A 16,763-nucleotide genomic window follows, 5' to 3' on the forward strand; every position below is an offset into this window, starting at 1 on the left:
TGAGATCATGCGCCGTTCAGACTTAGCAACCGTCCTGTTCCTGCTCTCTGGCTTCGTTCCCGTCACCGCGTCTGCTCAGCAGACGACGCCGGATACGAACCAATCTTCCAGCCAAGCTGGCCCTGATCGCACCCCCCAACAGTCGGGCCAATCCCAAACCCAAAACACCCCAACTCAGCCGGACCGCACACCTCAGCAGTCGGACCAATCCCGCGACCAAGACCGCCGCAGCGCCGAAGACACGCGGATCAATCGAGATTGGACGACGCGGCAGCGTGGCGAGGACCGCATGGACATGGACCGCATGCGTCAGCGCCAGATGGGACGCATGATGGACCGGGATGAGGATCATCAGACCACGGGACGAAATTGGCGGCGCGACGATGATGATATGGATCGCGGCCCCGGATATGGCTCTGCGAATCGGAGCGAAGGCCGCAATTACCACGAAGTCCGGCCTCGTCCTCGCGTAAAGACCTGTCTCGAATACGAAAACGGGGACGAGTTCTGCCGATACCGCGACTAGCTGATGCGGTACGCGCCCTAGCCCTGACCCTTGCTCATCGCGGCGATCGCATCCGCGATCTCGATCGTGCGCCGCGCCATGTCGGCGTGCAGGCGCTCCACCATGGCGCCATCGAGACGGATCGCGCCGCGCGAGACGTTCTCCGGCAATTCGAACGCCGCGATGATCTTTCTCGCGCGCGCGACTTCCTCCTCGGGCGGCGTGAAGATCGCGTTGCAGGCGTCGATCTGCGACGGATGAATCAGCGTCTTGCCGTCAAAACCGAGATCGCGCGCTTGCGCACATTCGGTGGCGAAGCCGTCGGAATTGGCGATGTCGCTGTAGGGACCGTCGAGGATTTCGAGGCCGTGGGCGCGGGTTGCCAGGATGCAATGGGTGATCATCGGGATCATCGCGGCGCGGCCCGGCAGCATCTTGATCCGCGTCTCGCGCGAAATGTCGTTCGGGCCGAACACGAAGCCTGACAGGCGCCTCTTGGGATCGCGCCCGGCGGCAGCCAGTTCCTCCGCATGCAGCACCGCGCGCGCGGTCTCGATCATGGCCCAGACTTTTACGGTCGGCGCCGCACCGAGCTCGGCGAGACGGCGGCCGATCGTGTCGAGGTCCTCGACGCTGGAGACCTTCGGGACCAGGATGCCGTCGGGCGAGGCCTTGGCCGCCATCGCGAAATCGTCGGCCCACCAAGTCGTGTCGAGGCCGTTGGTCCGGATCAGGATCTCGCGCTTGCCGAACCCTTTGGCCGCGATCGCGGCAGCGATCCCGTCGCGCGCCAATGCCTTCGCATCAGGCGCGACGGAGTCTTCCAGATCGAGGATCAGGCCATCGGCGGCGAGATTGCGCGCCTTTTCCAGCGCGCGGGGGTTGGAGCCGGGCATGAACAGATGGCTGCGGCGCGGGCGGGTCATGCAAGCGTTCCTTCCGGTTTCCTCGTCTCACTTCCGACCGAAGCCGATAGCATCTGGACTGCCTATTCGAAAGGCTTGTTCGCTCCTGCGGTATATGATTAGGCATAGGCCATGAACACATTCCCAGAGCACTTGCTGGAAGGCTACAAGGCCTTCGCGACCCAGCGGCTGCCGACCGAGCAGACCCGCTACCGCGAGCTGTCGGTGAAGGGGCAGTTCCCGGAAGTGATGGTGATCGGCTGCTGCGATAGCCGCGTCTCGCCCGAAGTGATCTTCGACGTCGGCCCGGGCGAACTCTTCGTGGTCCGCAACATCGCCAATCTGGTGCCGGTGTATCAGCCCGACGGCAACGCGCACGGCGTCTCTGCGGCGCTGGAATATGCCGTGACGGTGCTGAAGGTGAAGCACATCGTGGTGCTCGGGCACGCACAATGCGGCGGCATCCGCGCTTTCGTCGACAAGATCGAGCCGCTCACGCCTGGCGACTTCATCGGCAAATGGATGCAGATGTTCATCAAGCCCGGCGAAGTCGTGGAGCAGCGCGACCACGAAACCATGGCGCAATTCGTCGAGCGCATCGAGAAGGCCGCGGTGTTCCGCAGCCTCGAAAACCTGATGACCTTCCCGTTCGTGCAGAAGGCCGTCGATGCCGGCCAGATGCAGACCCACGGCGCCTATTTCGGCGTCGCGGAAGGGTCGCTGTTCGTGCTGGACAAGGACGCGAAGGAATTCAAGAACGCGCGAAGCGTGGCTTGAAATCGCCCTTCTTAGGGTGGGCAAAGCGAAGCGTGCCCACCACTTCTTTCGTCATCTTGGAAAGATGGTGGGATCCCGCGCTTACGCCGCCTTTTTCTTCGCGCTGATCAGCTTGCGGTTGATCAGGACTTCGGCGATCTGAATCGCATTGAGCGCGGCGCCCTTGCGCAGATTGTCCGACACGCACCACAGCACGAGACCGTTCTCCACCGTCGCGTCCTCGCGGATGCGGCTGATATAGGTGGCGTCCTCGCCGGCCGCTTCGTACGGCGTAGCGTAGCCGCCGGGCTCATGCTTGTCGATGACAAGACAGCCGGGCGCCTTGCGCAGGATGTCGCGCGCTTCATCCGCGGTGATCGGGTTCTCGAACTCGATGTTGACGGCCTCGGAATGGCCGACGAAAACCGGCACGCGCACGCAGGTCGCGGAGAGCTTGATCTTGGGATCAAGAATCTTCTTGGTCTCCGCCATCATCTTCCACTCTTCCTTGGTGTAGCCGTCCTCCATGAAGACGTCGATCTGGGGGATGACGTTGAAGGCGATGCGCGTGGGAAACTTCTTATTGACCAGCTCCTGGTTGGTGTAGACGGCCTTGGTCTGCGAGAACAGTTCGTCCATCGCATCCTTGCCGGCGCCCGACACCGATTGATAGGTCGAGACCACCACGCGCTTGATGGTCGCCTTGTCGTGCAAGGGCTTGAGCGCGACCACGAGCTGCGCGGTCGAGCAGTTCGGGTTGGCGATGATGTTCTTCTTCTTGAAGCCCGCGGTCGCGTCCGCATTCACTTCCGGCACGATCAACGGCACGTCCGGATCCATGCGCCAGGCCGAGGAATTGTCGATCACGACCGTGCCGGCGGCGCCGATCTTCGGCGACCATTCCTTCGACACCTCGCCGCCCGCCGACATCAGGCAGATGTCGACGTCGGAGAAGTCGTAATGCTCGAGCGCTTTGACCTTCAGCGTGCGGTCGCCGTAGGAGACCTCGACGCCCATGCTGCGGCGTGACGCCAGGGCCACCACCTCGTCCGCGGGGAATTTGCGCTCATCGAGGATGTTGAGCATTTCCCGTCCGACATTGCCGGTCGCGCCGACGACTGCGACTTTGTAACCCATCGTTCACTCTCCGACGAAAAAGCTCTTTCCTGAAGCTGAGGCTTAAACAGGAAGAGCAGCGCTTCTATGCGAGAACCGGCCTCAAGACAACGTTGGACCATGCCTGAAGGCCGTGGATGCAGTCGCCTGAGGCCAGCACGGCCGCAACCCCCACCCAAATCCAATTGGCGCTCGCAGCCTTCGCCGACGAGATCGTCGGCACGCTGGCGCGTCTGTTCGTCTATGTGGGGGCTTTGGTGCTGTTTGCCATCCTCGGGCTTGCGGCACTCGGCCAGCTGCCTGAGCTCCGCGACGATGGGCCGGCGGTGAAGCCGGGTTGGAGCGTAGCCGACCGCTCGCATCCGGCCTTCGCCCTCAGCCGGCTCGATTCGTCAGAAAAAACAGGAGCCTACACCATCCTCAGGCATCCCGAAGGCGGCCGCAGGGACGTGATGCGCTGGGCGAGCGAGGCGAACAAGCCCATGGCCGAGCTCGAAATTTACCGGGAAGGCGACGAATTTGACGTGGCGCGTCCGGCAACCGCGGACCTGGCCGTCCAGATGGGACTGGGCACCGCGACCCCGCTTGAGCAGGCCGGCCTGATCGACACCAAATTCGGCCATGTCGCCCTGTTCCGACCAACGGGCACAGCAGTGGGCACATCGTCCTGCCTCGGCTACCTCAAGCGCAGCGAGGAGCCAGCGCTCCAGATCTCCGGCTTCTCCTGCCAGGGCGATACCCTGCCCGAGCGGCGCGCGGCGATCGCCTGCACGTTGAACCGGCTGACGCTACTGACCTCGGGCAACGAGCCGAAGCTGGCCGAATTGTTCGCCCATGCGGAGCTGAAGCGCCGCGCTTGCACTTCCCAGGGTTCGTCGGACTGGCTGCTGGGTGCCGCGAACGCACAATTGCGCGGAGCGCTCTGACCGGCATCAAGCTCAAGTGGCTGGTATTCATGCAACTTTTGCCAACGCGCACGATTATTCCGCGCTGGTGTGACCCAATAGACCTAGTTGCGGCCGCCCCGGCCGGGCTAGTATGGGATGATATCGACTGGCGGCTTGCCGCCTGAAGGGGACGTGATGAGCTCGAAATTCTCTGCCAAATTGGCGACGTGGCTCGCGGCAGGCGCCGTGGTTGCCATGAGCCTCGCGACGCCGGCCTCGGCCGACACCAAGCCCAAGCGCTATGACGATCGCGGCCGGCATTATTACGGACCGAGCGGCCCCAACACCGTCTATCAGCAGGGCCGCACTCGCCTCTATGTGAGCAAGCGCTCCTGGCTCGACGGTGGCACCGAGGTCAATCCGGGCGACCGCAAGTTCTCCGACTATGCGTTTCCGCCGGAGAACGGTCTCCCGACGTTCGCGCGCGAGAACAACACCCGTCCAATCGATCGCCAGCCGCTCAGCACCCCGTCGGATGTTGGCGGGTATCCGCGGAATTTCCCGCTGTACTGAGGCGGAATTATCGACATGAATCAAAATGGCCGGGCTCGCGCCCGGCCATTTTAGTTTGTGGTGTAGCCCGGATTTCGAAGCGCAACCCGGGCTACGACTCTAAGCGTGCAGCTTCTGCAATTCCTTCAAGATCGCTTCGCCCATCTGGGTGGTCGAGGCGGCTGTGGTGCCGTCCGACTTGATGTCGGCGGTGCGCAGGCCGCTGGCCAGCACGGCCGCGATCGCGGCATCGACCTTGTCGGCGAGATCACCCATGTCGAAGGAATAGCGCAGCGCCATGCCGAAGGACGAGATCATCGCGATCGGATTGGCGAGACCCTGGCCTGCGATATCGGGCGCCGAGCCGTGCACGGGCTCGTACAGCGCCTTGCGCTTCTTGCTCTTGACATCGACCTCGCCGAGCGAGGCCGAGGGCAGCATGCCGAGCGAACCCGTCAGCATAGCGGCGATGTCGGACAGCATATCGCCGAACAGATTGTCGGTGACGATGACGTCGAACTGCTTCGGCGCCTTCACCAGCATCATGCCGCCGGAATCGGCGAGCTGGTGCTCGAGCGTGACATCAGGGTATTCGCGCTTGTGGACCTGGGTCATGACCTCGTTCCAGAGCACGCCCGACTTCATGACGTTGCGCTTCTCCATCGACGTCACCTTGTTCTTGCGCTTCTTCGCAAGCTCGAAGGCGACGCGGGCGATGCGCTCGATCTCATAGGTGTCGTAGACCTGAGTATCGATGGCACGCTTCTGGCCGTTGCCGAGATCGGTGATGGTCTTGGGCTCGCCGAAATAGACGCCGCCGGTGAGCTCGCGCACGATCACGATGTCGAGGCCCTCGACGGCTTCGCGCTTCAGGCTCGAGGCATCCGCCAGCGCCGGATAGCACACCGCCGGCCGGAGGTTGGCGAACAGGGCGAGATCCTTGCGCAGGCGCAGCAGGCCGGCTTCGGGGCGCACCTCGTAGGGCACCGCGTCCCATTTCGGGCCGCCGACCGCGCCGAAGATGATCGCGTCCGCGTCCCTGGCCTTGGCCATGTCGTCTTCCGAGATCGACACCTTGTGCGCGTCATAGGCCGAACCGCCGACCAGGCCGGTATCGGTCTCGAACCTGGCGATCCCGGCCGAATTGAGCCAGTCGACCAGCCGCTTCACCTCGCCCATCACTTCGGGGCCGATACCGTCGCCGGGAAGCAGCAGCAATTTGTGGGTCGCCATGACGTTCTTCCTCCGTTTCGTCATGGCCCGGCACAAGGCCGGGCATGACGGCGCTCTTGAATTTCGGCCGGAGTGCTAGAGCGGCGTTGCGCGCTTGGCAAGACACCATTGCCGCCTCGCGGCTGTGCAACGCAGGCAGGGCCTGCCACACTGCGCATGCCGGAGTACCCCTTGCCCGCCCAAGACTGTTTTGCTCAAGACCGCCGCCCTCCACCCGACGCCCATCCCGCGCGGCTGATCCTGACCCTGTCGCTGGCTGCGACGGTCGGGCTCGGCATCGGCCGCTTTGCCTATGCCCTGGTGCTGCCGGACATGCGGGAAGACCTCGGCTGGTCCTACTCGGCGGCCGGTTTCATGAACACCATCAACGCCGTCGGCTATCTCGCGGGCGCGCTTGTGGCGTCCCGGCTGATCCAGCGCGTCGGCTGGGCGGCCGCGATCCGCGGCGGAACCCTGGCCTGCGTCGCCGCGCTTGCGACTTGCGCCCTGACCGGGAATTTCGTTGCATTGAGCCTGGCGCGTCTCGTGCTCGGCTTCGGTGCCGCCGCCGGTTTCGTCGCCGGAGGCGCGCTGGCCGCTTCGATCGCGCAATCGCGCCCGCTACGGGCCAATTTCCTCCTCAGCCTGTTCTATGCCGGGCCGGGCATCGGCATTCTCGCCTCGGGCCTGATCGCCCCGTTCACACTGCAATATTTCGGGCCAGGCTCGTGGTGGATCGTGTGGTGGGCGCTGACGCTGCTGTCCGTCGTGATGACCGTGCCGCTGTTCCTGGTCCGCATCGAGAGCGGAGTGCGTTTCTCGCAAGGCGGTCACGCCGCCTTCGCGATTGTTCCCGTGCTGATCTATCTCGCCGGCTACTTCCTGTTCGGCGCGGGCTACATCGCCTACATGACCTTCATGATCGCCTATGTGCGCGACGGCGGCGGCGGCCCCGCGGCGCAGGCGGCATTCTGGGGGTTGATCGGTCTCAGCGCCTTCGTCACGCCGTGGGCCTGGCGCGGCGTGCTCGCGCTCGATCGCGGCGGACTTGCCACCGCCATCATCCTCGGCACCAACGCGCTCGGCGCCGCCCTGCCGATGCTCGGGCATTCGCCGGCATGGCTCGCGGTCTCCGCCGTCGTGTTCGGCGTCGCCTTCTTCGCCGTGGTCGGCTCGACCACCGCCTTCGTGCGCTTCAACTATCCCGCCCGAGGTGTGGCCGACCGCGATCGCGGCGATGACGATCTCGTTCGGCGTCGGCCAGACGCTCGGCCCGATCGTGGTCGGCGCGATCACGGATGCGCTGGGGAGCTTGAGTTACGCGCTGAATGTGTCGGCGGCGCTGCTGGCGTTGGGTGCGGTTGCGGCGCTGTGCCAGCGCAAGGTGGGGCCGAAGGGCTCGGTGCCGTAGGACAGCGTGACTAGCTCCCGCTGAACGAATTATACCCTTGGTCTTCCCAATAGCCGCCCTTGTAGTCGTTGGTGACTTCCATCGACACGACGTATTTCGGGTTCTTGAAGCCGAGCTTGGTCGGCACGCGGATCTTCATCGGAAACCCATAAGCGCGCGGCAAGATCTCGTTGGCGTATTTGAACGTCATCTGGCTCTGCGGATGCAGCGCGGTACGCATGTCGAGCGGAGAATTGTAGCCGTCCTTGTCGGCGCACTGGAACCAGACGTACTTTGCGCGCGTGTCGGCACCGATCAGCTTGAGGAAGTCGCGCAACGGCGTGCCGGTCCAGCTGCCGATCGCGCTCCAGCCCTCGACACAAATGTGACGGGTGATCTGCGTGACCTGCGGCAGCTTGTACAACTCCGGAAACGTCCACGACTTCTTGTTGTCGACGAGGCCGCGGACTTCGAGCTTCCAGTCGGAGCCGTCGACATCCGGCGCGTCGTCGAGATCGTAATAGGCGTTGAACGGAAACGGCTTGGTGATCGCGCTCTCGGGGAATGTCGGCGCCAGCGCGTCGGGATTGAAGATGAAATCCTGCACGGCGTCGTTGAATTTCGAAACCGTCTTGAGCATCTCCTCGGCGGAGGACGAGTCGATCACGTCGCAGCCGGTGAGCAGCGTCAGCGCCCCCAAGCTGGCGCCGCCCGCGATGAAGCGGCGACGGCTGACATCAGGCATCGTCTTGAGGGAGTCCTTGATCAGCAGCCGCTTGTCGACGCCGGGGATCAGGAATGAGCGTTTTGCCATGGTTCTTGCTCCGCTCAACGGCCGATGATCATCGCGCGCAGGCTCTTCGGCACCAGCAGCGCGAGCACAACGTGAATGACGAGGAAGGCGCAGATCGCGGCCATGCAGAAGAAATGGATGTAGCGCGCGGTCGGATAGTCGCCGAACAGCATGACCAGCCAATGCAGTTGCACCGGCTTCCACATCGACAGACCCGACAGCACGATCAGCACGCCGACCACGATGATGCCGGCATAGAGCACGCGCTGGACGTAATTGTAGACGGTGAGATCGGCATGGCCGAGCTTGAAGGTCAGCGCCGCCCTGACATCGTGAAGCACGCCGGACGGGGTGATCGGCAGCAGTTTCTTGCGGAAGCGGCCGGTGGCGAAACCGGTGACGAGATAGGCGAGGCCGTTGATCATCAACAGCCACATCGCCGCAAAATGCCAGAGCAGGCCGCCGGCGAGCCAGCCGCCGAGCGTGTAGTCGCGGGGAAAGCTGAAGCCGAACAGCGGCGAGGGCGTTGTAGATCTGCCAACCCGACAAGATCATCAGAATCATGGCGAGGGCGTTGATCCAGTGCATGACCCGGACCCAGGCCGGCTGGATTACTTTGGCCGGGGCGGCGCTGACCTGCTCATCGGTGACTGTGAGGCTCGACATGATGGTTCCGTCCTGAACATCGTCTGACAGCAATTATACGCCGATGCTTCCGCTTTCGTTACGCCCTGTCCGACATCGAATCGATACCGGCGATCTATAGTGGTCACAATAAAGCGAGCCGGGTATCCCCGGCTCGCTTTTTCGTCGCATCCGGTTCGGGGATGAAGCCGGACCGCGCGGGGTTACGTCGCGGGCATCAGCACGGTATCGACCACATGGATCACGCCGTTGGACTGGTTGACGTTGCTGATCGTCACCATCGAGGTGCCGCCCTTGGCATCGACGATCCAGACCTTGCCGTCCTGCTTCTTCACCGTTAGTTCCTCGCCTTCGGCGGTCTTCATCTTCTTGCCGTCGGTGAGGTCGGAGGCCTCGAGCTTGCCGGGCACGACATGGTAGGTCAGGATCCTGGTCAGAGTGGCCTTGTTCTCAGGCTTGACCAGAGTGTCGACGGTGCCGGCCGGCAGCTTGCCGAAGGCGGTGTTGGTCGGCGCGAACACCGTGAACGGGCCCTTGCCTTCCAGCGTCGGCACCAGGCCGGCCGCCTTCACCGCCGCCACCAGCGTGGTGTGGTCCTTCGAGTTGACGGCGTTCTGGACGATGTTCTTGGACGGGAACATCGCGGCGCCGCCGACCATGACGGTCTTTTCCTCGGCGCGGGCGGGCGCGACGACGGTCGCGGTGATGGCCAGGGTGCTGAACGCGGCGGCAGCGAGATAGGCAATACGCTTCGACATGGAGAGTCTCCCGATTGGATGGTGACCGGCATCGGCCGGCGTTCGAGTTGGGCAACAACGGCGCTTGCGACAGTTTGACTTGAGGCAGTAGCACCGTCGTTGGCTCAAACTACGGGAGGGCTTGCGATGGGGTTTCGAACAATAATTTATCGTGATGCGTGAAACTATGCGGAGGGATGTTCGTGGGGTGCATCCACGTCGTCATTGCGAGGAGCGAAGCGACGAAGCAATCCAGGCTGTTTCCGCGGATACTTTTCTGGATTGCTTCGCTTCGCTCGCAATGACGAGCTGCTAATCCCTGTTGTGCGGCGTCTGGATAAACCCGCGATTATGCGTCGGGCTGATCAGCAGCTCGTTGATGCACACCCGCGCCGGCATGCTCGCGATGAACGCGATGGTGCGGCCCAGATCTTCGGATTGCAGCATCTTCGCCTGCTCGGCCTCGCTCGGCACCACCGGGCGCAGCTTCAGGATCGGGGTCGCCACCTCGCCCGGCATCAGGCAGCAGGCGCGCAGGCCGTTGACGCATTCGTCCATGTTGAAGGAATGGGTCAGCGCCAGCACGGCGTGTTTGGTGGTGGTGTAGGCCGGGCCCGGCATTTTCGAGACGTGGCGGCCGGCCCAGGACGAGACGTTGATGATGGCGCCGTCCTGCTGCTTGCGCATCGTCGGCAGCACCGCGCGCATGCAATAGAGCACGCCGTTGAGATTGACCTGGACCAGTTGGTCCCAGCCCTCCAGTTCCATGTCCTTCCAGCTCCGCTTGGGAACATTGATACCGGCATTGTTCACGAGCAGGTCGATCCGGCCGTGCTTCGCGACGATTTGATCGGCCGCCTTCTGGGCTTCGGAGGCGACCGACACGTCCAGAGCAATCGCCTCGGCCGCCCCGCCGTCCCCGGCGATCTTCGCAACCACGGTATCGAGGGCGTCCTTGCGGCGGCCCGAGACCACGACGATCCAGCCGTCGGCCGCGAGCGCCTCGGCACCGGCTTCCCCGATCCCGCTGCCCCCGCCCGTGACCCAGGCCACGCGTTTCCCGTTTTTGGTCATGCAAACTGTCTCCGTTGCTTCATTGGGGCGGTTTTTGCTAATCCAGCCCTCGGTTTTGACCGGCCTTGTCTGACGAGCCTTGTCGTACAAGTTCCTGCGGTCGAGGAAATCTTGCATGAACCCAGCTGCCAACGCCAACCTGTTTTCCCGCCTGTTCGACGGCCTGGACGATCCGAAGCGCCTTGCGATCGAGACGCATGACGGAGGGCGCATCAGCTATGGCGATCTGATCGCGCGGGCCGGTCAAATGGCGAATGTGCTGGTCGCGCGCGGCGTGAAGCCCGGCGATCGCGTTGCGGTGCAGGTCGAGAAATCCGTGGCCAACATCATGCTGTACCTGGCCACGGTGCGGGCCGGCGCGGTCTATCTGCCGCTCAACTCCGCCTATACGCTGAACGAGCTCGACTACTTCATCGGCGATGCCGAGCCCTCGCTGGTGGTCTGCGATCCCTCCAAGGCGGAGGGCCTTGCCCCGATCGCCGCCAAGGTGAAGGCAAAAGTCGAGACGCTCGGGCCGAACGGCAAGGGCTCGCTGACAGAGGCCGCCGACAAGGCGAGCAGCGAATTCGCCACGGTGTCGCGTGCAAACGACGATCTCGCCGCGATCCTCTACACGTCGGGCACCACCGGCCGCTCCAAGGGCGCGATGCTGACCCATGACAATCTGGCATCGAACTCGCTCGCGCTCGTCGGCTACTGGGGCTTCACCGACAAGGACGTGCTGATCCACGCGCTGCCGATCTACCACACCCACGGCCTGTTCGTGGCCACCAACGTGACGCTGTTCGCGCGCGCGTCGATGATCTTCCTGCCAAAACTCGACCCGGATCTGATCATCAAGCTGATGGCGCGTGCCACGGTGCTGATGGGCGTGCCGACCTTCTATACGCGGCTTCTGCAAAATCCCGCGCTGTCGCGCGACACCACACAACACATGCGGCTGTTCATCTCGGGCTCGGCGCCGTTGCTGGCCGAAACCCATCGCGAATGGTCGGCGCGCACGGGGCACGCGGTGCTCGAGCGCTACGGCATGACCGAGACCAACATGAATACGTCGAATCCCTATGACGGCGAGCGCGTGCCCGGCGCGGTCGGCTTTCCCCTCCCCGGCGTCTCCGTACGCGTGACCGATCCTGAAACCGCCAAGGAACTGCCGCGTGAAGAAATCGGCATGATCGAGGTCAAGGGCCCGAACGTGTTCAAAGGCTATTGGCGCATGCCGGAGAAGACCAAGGCGGAATTCCGCGACGACGGCTTCTTCATCACCGGCGACCTCGGCAAGATCGACGCCAAGGGCTATGTCCACATTCTCGGCCGCGGCAAGGATCTCGTGATCTCCGGCGGCTTCAACGTCTACCCCAAGGAAATCGAGAGCGAGATCGACGCCATGCCCGGCGTGATCGAATCAGCCGTGATTGGCGTGCCCCATGCCGATTTCGGCGAGGGCGTCACGGCCGTGCTGGTCTGCAACAAGGGCGCCGATGTGAGCGAGGCGGCGGTGCTGAAGGCGCTCGACGGCCGGCTGGCAAAGTTCAAGATGCCCAAGCGCGTCTTTGTCGTCGACGAGCTGCCGCGCAACACCATGGGCAAGGTGCAGAAGAATATTTTGCGGGATACGTACAAGGATCTGTACGCGAAGAAATAGGGGCACAATCGCTCCGGGCTGGGGGACATGAACCGAGAGCAAGCAAAAAAGATACACAAACACCTGCTCGATGCTGCCGCGGCATTCCGCCGAGCTGAGGCCGCGATCGTCGATGTTGGCGATGACGGCAGAAAGCTGTTTGCAGAACCGCTTGTAACGGCGGTTTTCCATTTGCAGTTCAAGCTTCTGCGACTGATCTACAAAAGATACCCTGACCTTGGGCCGCCGCTACCGCCGGCAACAATCGACAGCACCGTTCGCTGGGAGGAAGTCTCGCTGCCGCCATCGGTGCTGGAGACCGATATCGATCGAATCATTTTCTCCGTGATGAAACCTCGCTGGCAGAAGGTGGCGATGGTCCTTTACTGCGCGGCGGAGAAGGTCGAGGAGGGAGAGCTAGGCGCACCTATCGAATATGAAGTGTTCGCGGCCCGCATTCAGGCGTTGGTCGAGGCCGACCTCCTGGATGCGCAAGGTGATCTCCGGGTGTGGACTCGGAGCGAAGTGAGATTGAAGGACCGGTCGGTTAACTAGCCCACCAGGCTCAACACAAATCGGCTGCCGACAATGAAGAGATAACACCCGAACCCCACCTCCAGCGTCCGCTTCGACATTGCATGCGCGGCTCGCACGCCGAGTGGTGCGGTGACGAGGCTCATCGGCATCACCAGCACGGCGCCGATCAGGGAGACGTAGCCGAGCGCGAATGGGACTTGCAGGGCTGCAACGCCGGGATAGCTGGCCGCCGCCGGCCAGCCGGCGTAAATGTAGCCGAGCGCGCCGGGGATCGAGATCAGCACCGCGAGCGCCGACGATGTGGCCACTGCCTGATGGATCGGCCGGCCGTAGAAGGTCATCAGCAGGTTCGAGAACAGGCCGCCGCCGATGCCCATCAATGTCGACAGAATGCCGACGCAGAAGCCGTAGATTCGCATCAGCGGACCCTTCGGCAAGTCATCTCCGAGCTTCCAGCTCTCGCGCGCGAAGATCAGCCGTACCGCGGCCGACCAGGCGACGGCGACGAACACGATCTTGAACAGCCGCTCCGGCGCGTAGCGCGCGACCACGCTGCCTGCGATGACACCGATTACGATCGGTAGCCACCAGACGCGAAGGATGGGGATGTCGACGGCGCCGCGCTTGTAATGCGCCTGGAACGAACGGATCGAGGTCGGGATGATCACGGCCAGCGACGTGCCGATGCAGAGCGGCATGCGCACTTCGAGTGGCACGCCGGCGATGCGGAAGCACTCATAAAACACCGGCACCAGAATCGCGCCGCCGCCGATGCCGAACACGCCGGCCAGAAATCCCGAGAGCGCGCCCGTTGCGATCAGCAGCAGCGCGAGTTCGACGATCTCCTTGATATCGAGACCTGCAATCACCCCTGACCTGCCCCCGCGACTGGTCGCAACGTCTCCGAAGCATGCGCCCGGACATGGTTGCGCGGAAAGCTGTAAGCGATCTGGTTTGCGCGGTCGACACATCGCATTTGCGGGCTGGGGTGGAATGCAGGCTGCGCATATCCGGCAGATGCCCCAAAAATGGTGAAGCGGCAGCTTGCAGACCGGGTCGGGAGGTCAGCTGGCACATGCCATCGGAAGTTTGGACGGGATGGTCCGTTTAGAGGTGTTCCAACAGCGATTTCAATGACGATGGACGGGAAGCACGAAGAAATGAATAGATATTCCATGTTTGGTCCGTGGGCCCGCGCTCTGGTATACCAGGCACCGGATTGGCCTTGTTTCATCAACGCCATAGCGCTGAACGCCGGTTCGATTGATGGCGAATTGGTGATTGCGCAGGCCAAATCGACTCCGTAAATAGAGCCGACCTTCCGCGATCCCCGCGCGCCCATGCTGGGCCGCAATAAAGCAATCGAAGCCCATGACCGCACGGATCGAACGACCGCTTTCTCCCCACATGCAAGTCTACCGCTGGACGCTGACGATGGCCCTTTCCATCGTCCATCGCGCCACCGGCATCGCCCTTTACGCCGGGACGCTGCTACTGGTCTGGTGGCTGGTCGCCGCAGCCTCCGGCCACGCCGCCTACGCCACCGTCCAGGCGTTCACCGGCAGCATCATCGGCCGGCTGATCGTGTTCGGCTACACCTGGGCGCTGATGCACCATATGTTGAGCGGCCTCCGGCACCTGGTGTGGGATCTCGGTTACGGCTTCAAGGCCAATGAGCGCGAAGCGCTGACCTGGGGCGCGCTGATCGGCGGCATCGTGCTGACGGTGCTGATCTGGATCATCGCCTACGCGATCGGAGGTGTACGATGAGCGCAGCCGACACCCCGAAGCGCAGCATGCGCACCCCGCTCGGGCGCGTCCGCAATCTCGGCGCCGCACATTCCGGCACCTCCGATTTCTGGCGCCAGCGCATCACCGCCGTCGCGATGACCCTGCTGATGCTGCCGGTGATTGTCGTCGTCATGATGACACTCGGCAGCAACCAGGCCGGCGCCAAGGTGATCCTCGGCTCGCTGCCGATCGCGGTGATCATGCTGCTCTTCATCGTCGCCAGCGTCTGGCACATGAAGATCGGCATGCAGGTCGTGATCGAGGACTACATCCATAACGAGAAGCTGAAGCTCATCTCGGTCATGCTCAACAATTTCTTCTCGATCGCCGTGGCGCTCGCCTCGACCTACGCGATCGTGAAACTTTCCTCCGGAGTGTAAACCCATGGCCACAGGAACGAATGGCAAGGGCAACGGCGCTCCCGCCACCAACGGAAAAGCCTATCCGATCGAAGACCACACCTATGACGTCGTCGTGGTCGGCGCCGGCGGCGCGGGCTTGCGCGCCGTGGTCGGCTGCGGCGAAGCCGGCCTCCGCACGGCCTGCATCACCAAAGTGTTTCCGACCCGCTCGCATACGGTCGCGGCGCAAGGCGGCATCTCGGCTTCGCTCGGCAACATGCACAAGGACGACTGGCGCTGGCACATGTACGACACCGTGAAGGGGTCGGACTGGCTGGGCGACCAGGACGCGATCGAATACATGGTGCGCAACGCGCCCGAGGCGGTCTACGAGCTCGAGCACTGGGGCGTGCCGTTCTCGCGCACCGAAGACGGCAAGATCTACCAGCGCCCGTTCGGCGGCATGACCATGGACTACGGCAAAGGCCAGGCGCAGCGCACCTGCGCCGCCGCCGACCGCACCGGCCACGCCATGCTGCACACGATGTACGGCCAGTCGCTGCGCCACGCGGCCGAGTTCTTCATCGAGTTCTTCGCCATCGACCTGATCATGGACGACCAGGGCACCTGCCGCGGCGTCATCGCGATCAAGCTCGACGACGGCACGCTGCACCGCTTCCGGGCCCAGACGGTGATTCTCGCGACCGGCGGTTATGGTCGCGCCTATGCCTCCTGCACCTCGGCGCACACCTGCACCGGTGACGGCGGCGGCATGGTGCTGCGCGCCGGCCTGCCGATGCAGGACATGGAATTCGTGCAGTTCCACCCGACCGGCATCTACGGCTCGGGCTGTCTCGTGACCGAAGGCGCGCGCGGCGAAGGCGGCTATCTCGTCAACTCCGAAGGCGAGCGCTTCATGGAGCGTTATGCGCCGTCGGCGAAGGACCTCGCCTCACGCGACGTCGTCTCGCGCGCGATGACCATCGAGATTCGCGAAGGCCGCGGCGTCGGCAAGAAGAAGGACCACATCTTTCTTCATCTCGACCATCTCGATCCCGCGGTGCTCGCCGAGCGCCTGCCGGGCATCTCCGAATCGGCAAAGATCTTCGCCAATGTCGACGTGACACGCGAGCCGATCCCGATCGTGCCGACCGTGCACTACAACATGGGCGGCATCCCCACGAATTATCACGGCGAAGTGCTGACCAAGATGGACGGCGACGACAACGCCATCATCCCCGGCCTGATGGCAATCGGCGAAGCGGCCTGCGTCTCCGTGCACGGCGCCAACCGCCTCGGCTCGAACTCACTGATCGACCTGGTCGTGTTCGGCCGCGCCGCCGCGCTGCGGCTGGCCGAAAAGCTCACGCCCAACGCCAAGCAGCCCGAACTGCCGGCGAATTCGGCCGATCTCGCGCTCGGTCGCCTCGACCATTACCGCTACGCCTCCGGTGGTACGCCGACCGCAAAACTGCGCGAAGGCATGCAGCATGTGATGCAGAACAATTGCGCAGTGTTCCGCACCGGCGACATCCTGAGCGAAGGTCAGAATCTGATCGAGAAGGTCCACAGCGGCATCACCGACATCGCCGTGTCCGACCGCTCGCTGGTGTGGAATTCCGACCTGATCGAGACGCTCGAATTCGACAATCTGATCTCGCAGGCGGTGGTGACGATGAACTCGGCCGCCAACCGCACCGAGAGCCGTGGCGCGCATGCCCGCGAGGACTTTTCCGACCGCGACGACAAGAACTGGATGAAGCACACGCTGGCCTGGCTGGAAGACTCCGGCAAGGTCAAGATCGAGTACCGCCCGGTTCACGACTACACCATGACCAACGACGTCCAGTACATCCCGCCCAAAGCTCGCGTTTACTAAGCGGCGCGCGTGTATTGAT

Annotated in this window: 16 protein-coding genes and 2 pseudogenes; 10 read left to right on the forward strand and 8 right to left on the reverse strand. The window is 63.4% G+C overall.

All coding sequences use genetic code 11. The features are described 5' to 3' along the window. Positions 1–7: 7 nt before the first annotated feature. On the forward strand, positions 8–526 hold the full coding sequence (locus tag ACVWYI_RS01905) for a hypothetical protein (protein ID WP_456661068.1): 519 nt from the start codon (positions 8–10) through the stop codon (positions 524–526). Between the two features lie 17 nt (positions 527–543). On the opposite strand, the gene ACVWYI_RS01910 is transcribed toward ACVWYI_RS01905, so the two are convergent. After that, positions 544–1,431, reverse strand: coding sequence for an HpcH/HpaI aldolase/citrate lyase family protein (locus ACVWYI_RS01910; protein WP_456661069.1), 888 nt, complete (start codon positions 1,429–1,431; stop codon positions 544–546). 111 nt (positions 1,432–1,542) lie between these two features. Here ACVWYI_RS01910 and ACVWYI_RS01915 point away from each other — a divergent pair, with 111 nt between their 5' ends. Beyond that, a complete protein-coding gene (locus tag ACVWYI_RS01915) occupies positions 1,543–2,187 on the forward strand; it encodes a carbonic anhydrase (RefSeq protein ID WP_247444113.1) in 645 nt (214 codons plus the stop codon). Positions 2,188–2,268: 81 nt separating this feature from the next. Here the strand turns inward: ACVWYI_RS01915 and ACVWYI_RS01920 are convergent, their stop codons facing one another. After that, positions 2,269–3,303 (reverse strand): aspartate-semialdehyde dehydrogenase, encoded by a 1,035-nt coding sequence (locus tag ACVWYI_RS01920; RefSeq protein ID WP_247344531.1) that lies wholly within the window; start codon positions 3,301–3,303, stop codon positions 2,269–2,271. Between the two features lie 116 nt (positions 3,304–3,419). On the opposite strand from ACVWYI_RS01920, the gene ACVWYI_RS01925 reads away from it, so the two are divergent. Beyond that, on the forward strand, positions 3,420–4,208 hold the full coding sequence (locus ACVWYI_RS01925; RefSeq protein WP_456661070.1) for a hypothetical protein: 789 nt from the start codon (positions 3,420–3,422) through the stop codon (positions 4,206–4,208). A 156-nt stretch (positions 4,209–4,364) separates the two neighbouring features. Next, positions 4,365–4,742: a hypothetical protein gene (locus ACVWYI_RS01930; protein WP_247344536.1), complete on the forward strand. Its 378-nt coding sequence runs from the start codon at positions 4,365–4,367 to the stop codon at positions 4,740–4,742. Between the two features lie 99 nt (positions 4,743–4,841). On the opposite strand, the gene leuB is transcribed toward ACVWYI_RS01930, so the two are convergent. After that, a complete protein-coding gene (gene leuB, locus ACVWYI_RS01935) occupies positions 4,842–5,954 on the reverse strand; it encodes a 3-isopropylmalate dehydrogenase (protein ID WP_456661071.1) in 1,113 nt (370 codons plus the stop codon). A gap of 156 nt (positions 5,955–6,110) precedes the next feature. Between leuB and ACVWYI_RS01940 the strand changes: the two are divergent. Beyond that, positions 6,111–7,344, forward strand: a pseudogene (locus tag ACVWYI_RS01940) (YbfB/YjiJ family MFS transporter). A gap of 10 nt (positions 7,345–7,354) precedes the next feature. Here ACVWYI_RS01940 and ACVWYI_RS01945 read toward each other — a convergent pair. The 4 genes and pseudogenes from ACVWYI_RS01945 to ACVWYI_RS01960 form a co-directional block, all read right to left on the reverse strand. Continuing rightward, positions 7,355–8,137, reverse strand: coding sequence for a molybdopterin-dependent oxidoreductase (locus tag ACVWYI_RS01945; protein ID WP_456661072.1), 783 nt, complete (start codon positions 8,135–8,137; stop codon positions 7,355–7,357). 14 nt (positions 8,138–8,151) lie between these two features. Then, positions 8,152–8,782 (reverse strand): annotated as a pseudogene (locus ACVWYI_RS01950) (cytochrome b/b6 domain-containing protein). Between the two features lie 182 nt (positions 8,783–8,964). After that, a complete protein-coding gene (locus ACVWYI_RS01955; protein ID WP_247444118.1) occupies positions 8,965–9,519 on the reverse strand; it encodes a fasciclin domain-containing protein in 555 nt (184 codons plus the stop codon). A 291-nt stretch (positions 9,520–9,810) separates the two neighbouring features. After that, positions 9,811–10,572 (reverse strand): SDR family oxidoreductase, encoded by a 762-nt coding sequence (locus tag ACVWYI_RS01960; protein ID WP_247344554.1) that lies wholly within the window; start codon positions 10,570–10,572, stop codon positions 9,811–9,813. Positions 10,573–10,687: 115 nt separating this feature from the next. Here ACVWYI_RS01960 and ACVWYI_RS01965 point away from each other — a divergent pair, with 115 nt between their 5' ends. Both ACVWYI_RS01965 and ACVWYI_RS01970 read left to right on the forward strand, forming a co-directional pair. Then, complete coding sequence (locus tag ACVWYI_RS01965; RefSeq protein WP_456661073.1) at positions 10,688–12,217, forward strand: malonate--CoA ligase; 1,530 nt, start codon at positions 10,688–10,690, stop codon at positions 12,215–12,217. Between the two features lie 27 nt (positions 12,218–12,244). Continuing rightward, complete coding sequence (locus tag ACVWYI_RS01970) at positions 12,245–12,751, forward strand: hypothetical protein (protein WP_456661074.1); 507 nt, start codon at positions 12,245–12,247, stop codon at positions 12,749–12,751. Here ACVWYI_RS01970 and ACVWYI_RS01975 read toward each other — a convergent pair. Next, positions 12,748–13,602: a sulfite exporter TauE/SafE family protein gene (locus tag ACVWYI_RS01975; protein ID WP_456661075.1), complete on the reverse strand. Its 855-nt coding sequence runs from the start codon at positions 13,600–13,602 to the stop codon at positions 12,748–12,750. The genes ACVWYI_RS01970 and ACVWYI_RS01975 overlap by 4 nt on opposite strands. A 502-nt stretch (positions 13,603–14,104) precedes the next feature. On the opposite strand from ACVWYI_RS01975, the gene sdhC reads away from it, so the two are divergent. The 3 genes from sdhC to sdhA are packed head-to-tail and all read left to right on the forward strand — an operon-like array spanning position 14,105 to position 16,744. Further along, positions 14,105–14,503, forward strand: a complete 399-nt coding sequence (sdhC, locus tag ACVWYI_RS01980; RefSeq protein ID WP_247344566.1) for a succinate dehydrogenase, cytochrome b556 subunit — start codon at positions 14,105–14,107, stop codon at positions 14,501–14,503. After that, positions 14,500–14,904 carry a succinate dehydrogenase, hydrophobic membrane anchor protein gene (gene sdhD / locus ACVWYI_RS01985; protein WP_247344568.1) on the forward strand — a complete coding sequence of 135 codons (405 nt, stop codon included), beginning with the start codon at positions 14,500–14,502 and terminating at the stop codon, positions 14,902–14,904. The genes sdhC and sdhD overlap by 4 nt, the downstream gene beginning before the upstream one ends. A 4-nt stretch (positions 14,905–14,908) precedes the next feature. Then, on the forward strand, positions 14,909–16,744 hold the full coding sequence (gene sdhA, locus ACVWYI_RS01990) for a succinate dehydrogenase flavoprotein subunit (RefSeq protein WP_456661076.1): 1,836 nt from the start codon (positions 14,909–14,911) through the stop codon (positions 16,742–16,744). Positions 16,745–16,763 lie beyond the last annotated feature (19 nt).

This window comes from Bradyrhizobium sp. LB13.1, from assembly GCF_054056815.1.

Coding starts and splice junctions, on each gene's coding strand:
- ACVWYI_RS01905 (WP_456661068.1), top strand. CDS start 8: ATGCGCCGTTCAGACTTAGCAACCGTCCTGTTCCTGCTCTCTGGCTTC.
- ACVWYI_RS01910 (WP_456661069.1), bottom strand. CDS start 1,431: ATGACCCGCCCGCGCCGCAGCCATCTGTTCATGCCCGGCTCCAACCCC.
- ACVWYI_RS01915 (WP_247444113.1), top strand. CDS start 1,543: ATGAACACATTCCCAGAGCACTTGCTGGAAGGCTACAAGGCCTTCGCG.
- ACVWYI_RS01920 (WP_247344531.1), bottom strand. CDS start 3,303: ATGGGTTACAAAGTCGCAGTCGTCGGCGCGACCGGCAATGTCGGACGG.
- ACVWYI_RS01925 (WP_456661070.1), top strand. CDS start 3,420: ATGCAGTCGCCTGAGGCCAGCACGGCCGCAACCCCCACCCAAATCCAA.
- ACVWYI_RS01930 (WP_247344536.1), top strand. CDS start 4,365: ATGAGCTCGAAATTCTCTGCCAAATTGGCGACGTGGCTCGCGGCAGGC.
- leuB (WP_456661071.1), bottom strand. CDS start 5,954: ATGGCGACCCACAAATTGCTGCTGCTTCCCGGCGACGGTATCGGCCCC.
- ACVWYI_RS01945 (WP_456661072.1), bottom strand. CDS start 8,137: ATGGCAAAACGCTCATTCCTGATCCCCGGCGTCGACAAGCGGCTGCTG.
- ACVWYI_RS01955 (WP_247444118.1), bottom strand. CDS start 9,519: ATGTCGAAGCGTATTGCCTATCTCGCTGCCGCCGCGTTCAGCACCCTG.
- ACVWYI_RS01960 (WP_247344554.1), bottom strand. CDS start 10,572: ATGACCAAAAACGGGAAACGCGTGGCCTGGGTCACGGGCGGGGGCAGC.
- ACVWYI_RS01965 (WP_456661073.1), top strand. CDS start 10,688: ATGAACCCAGCTGCCAACGCCAACCTGTTTTCCCGCCTGTTCGACGGC.
- ACVWYI_RS01970 (WP_456661074.1), top strand. CDS start 12,245: ATGAACCGAGAGCAAGCAAAAAAGATACACAAACACCTGCTCGATGCT.
- sdhC (WP_247344566.1), top strand. CDS start 14,105: ATGACCGCACGGATCGAACGACCGCTTTCTCCCCACATGCAAGTCTAC.
- sdhD (WP_247344568.1), top strand. CDS start 14,500: ATGAGCGCAGCCGACACCCCGAAGCGCAGCATGCGCACCCCGCTCGGG.
- sdhA (WP_456661076.1), top strand. CDS start 14,909: ATGGCCACAGGAACGAATGGCAAGGGCAACGGCGCTCCCGCCACCAAC.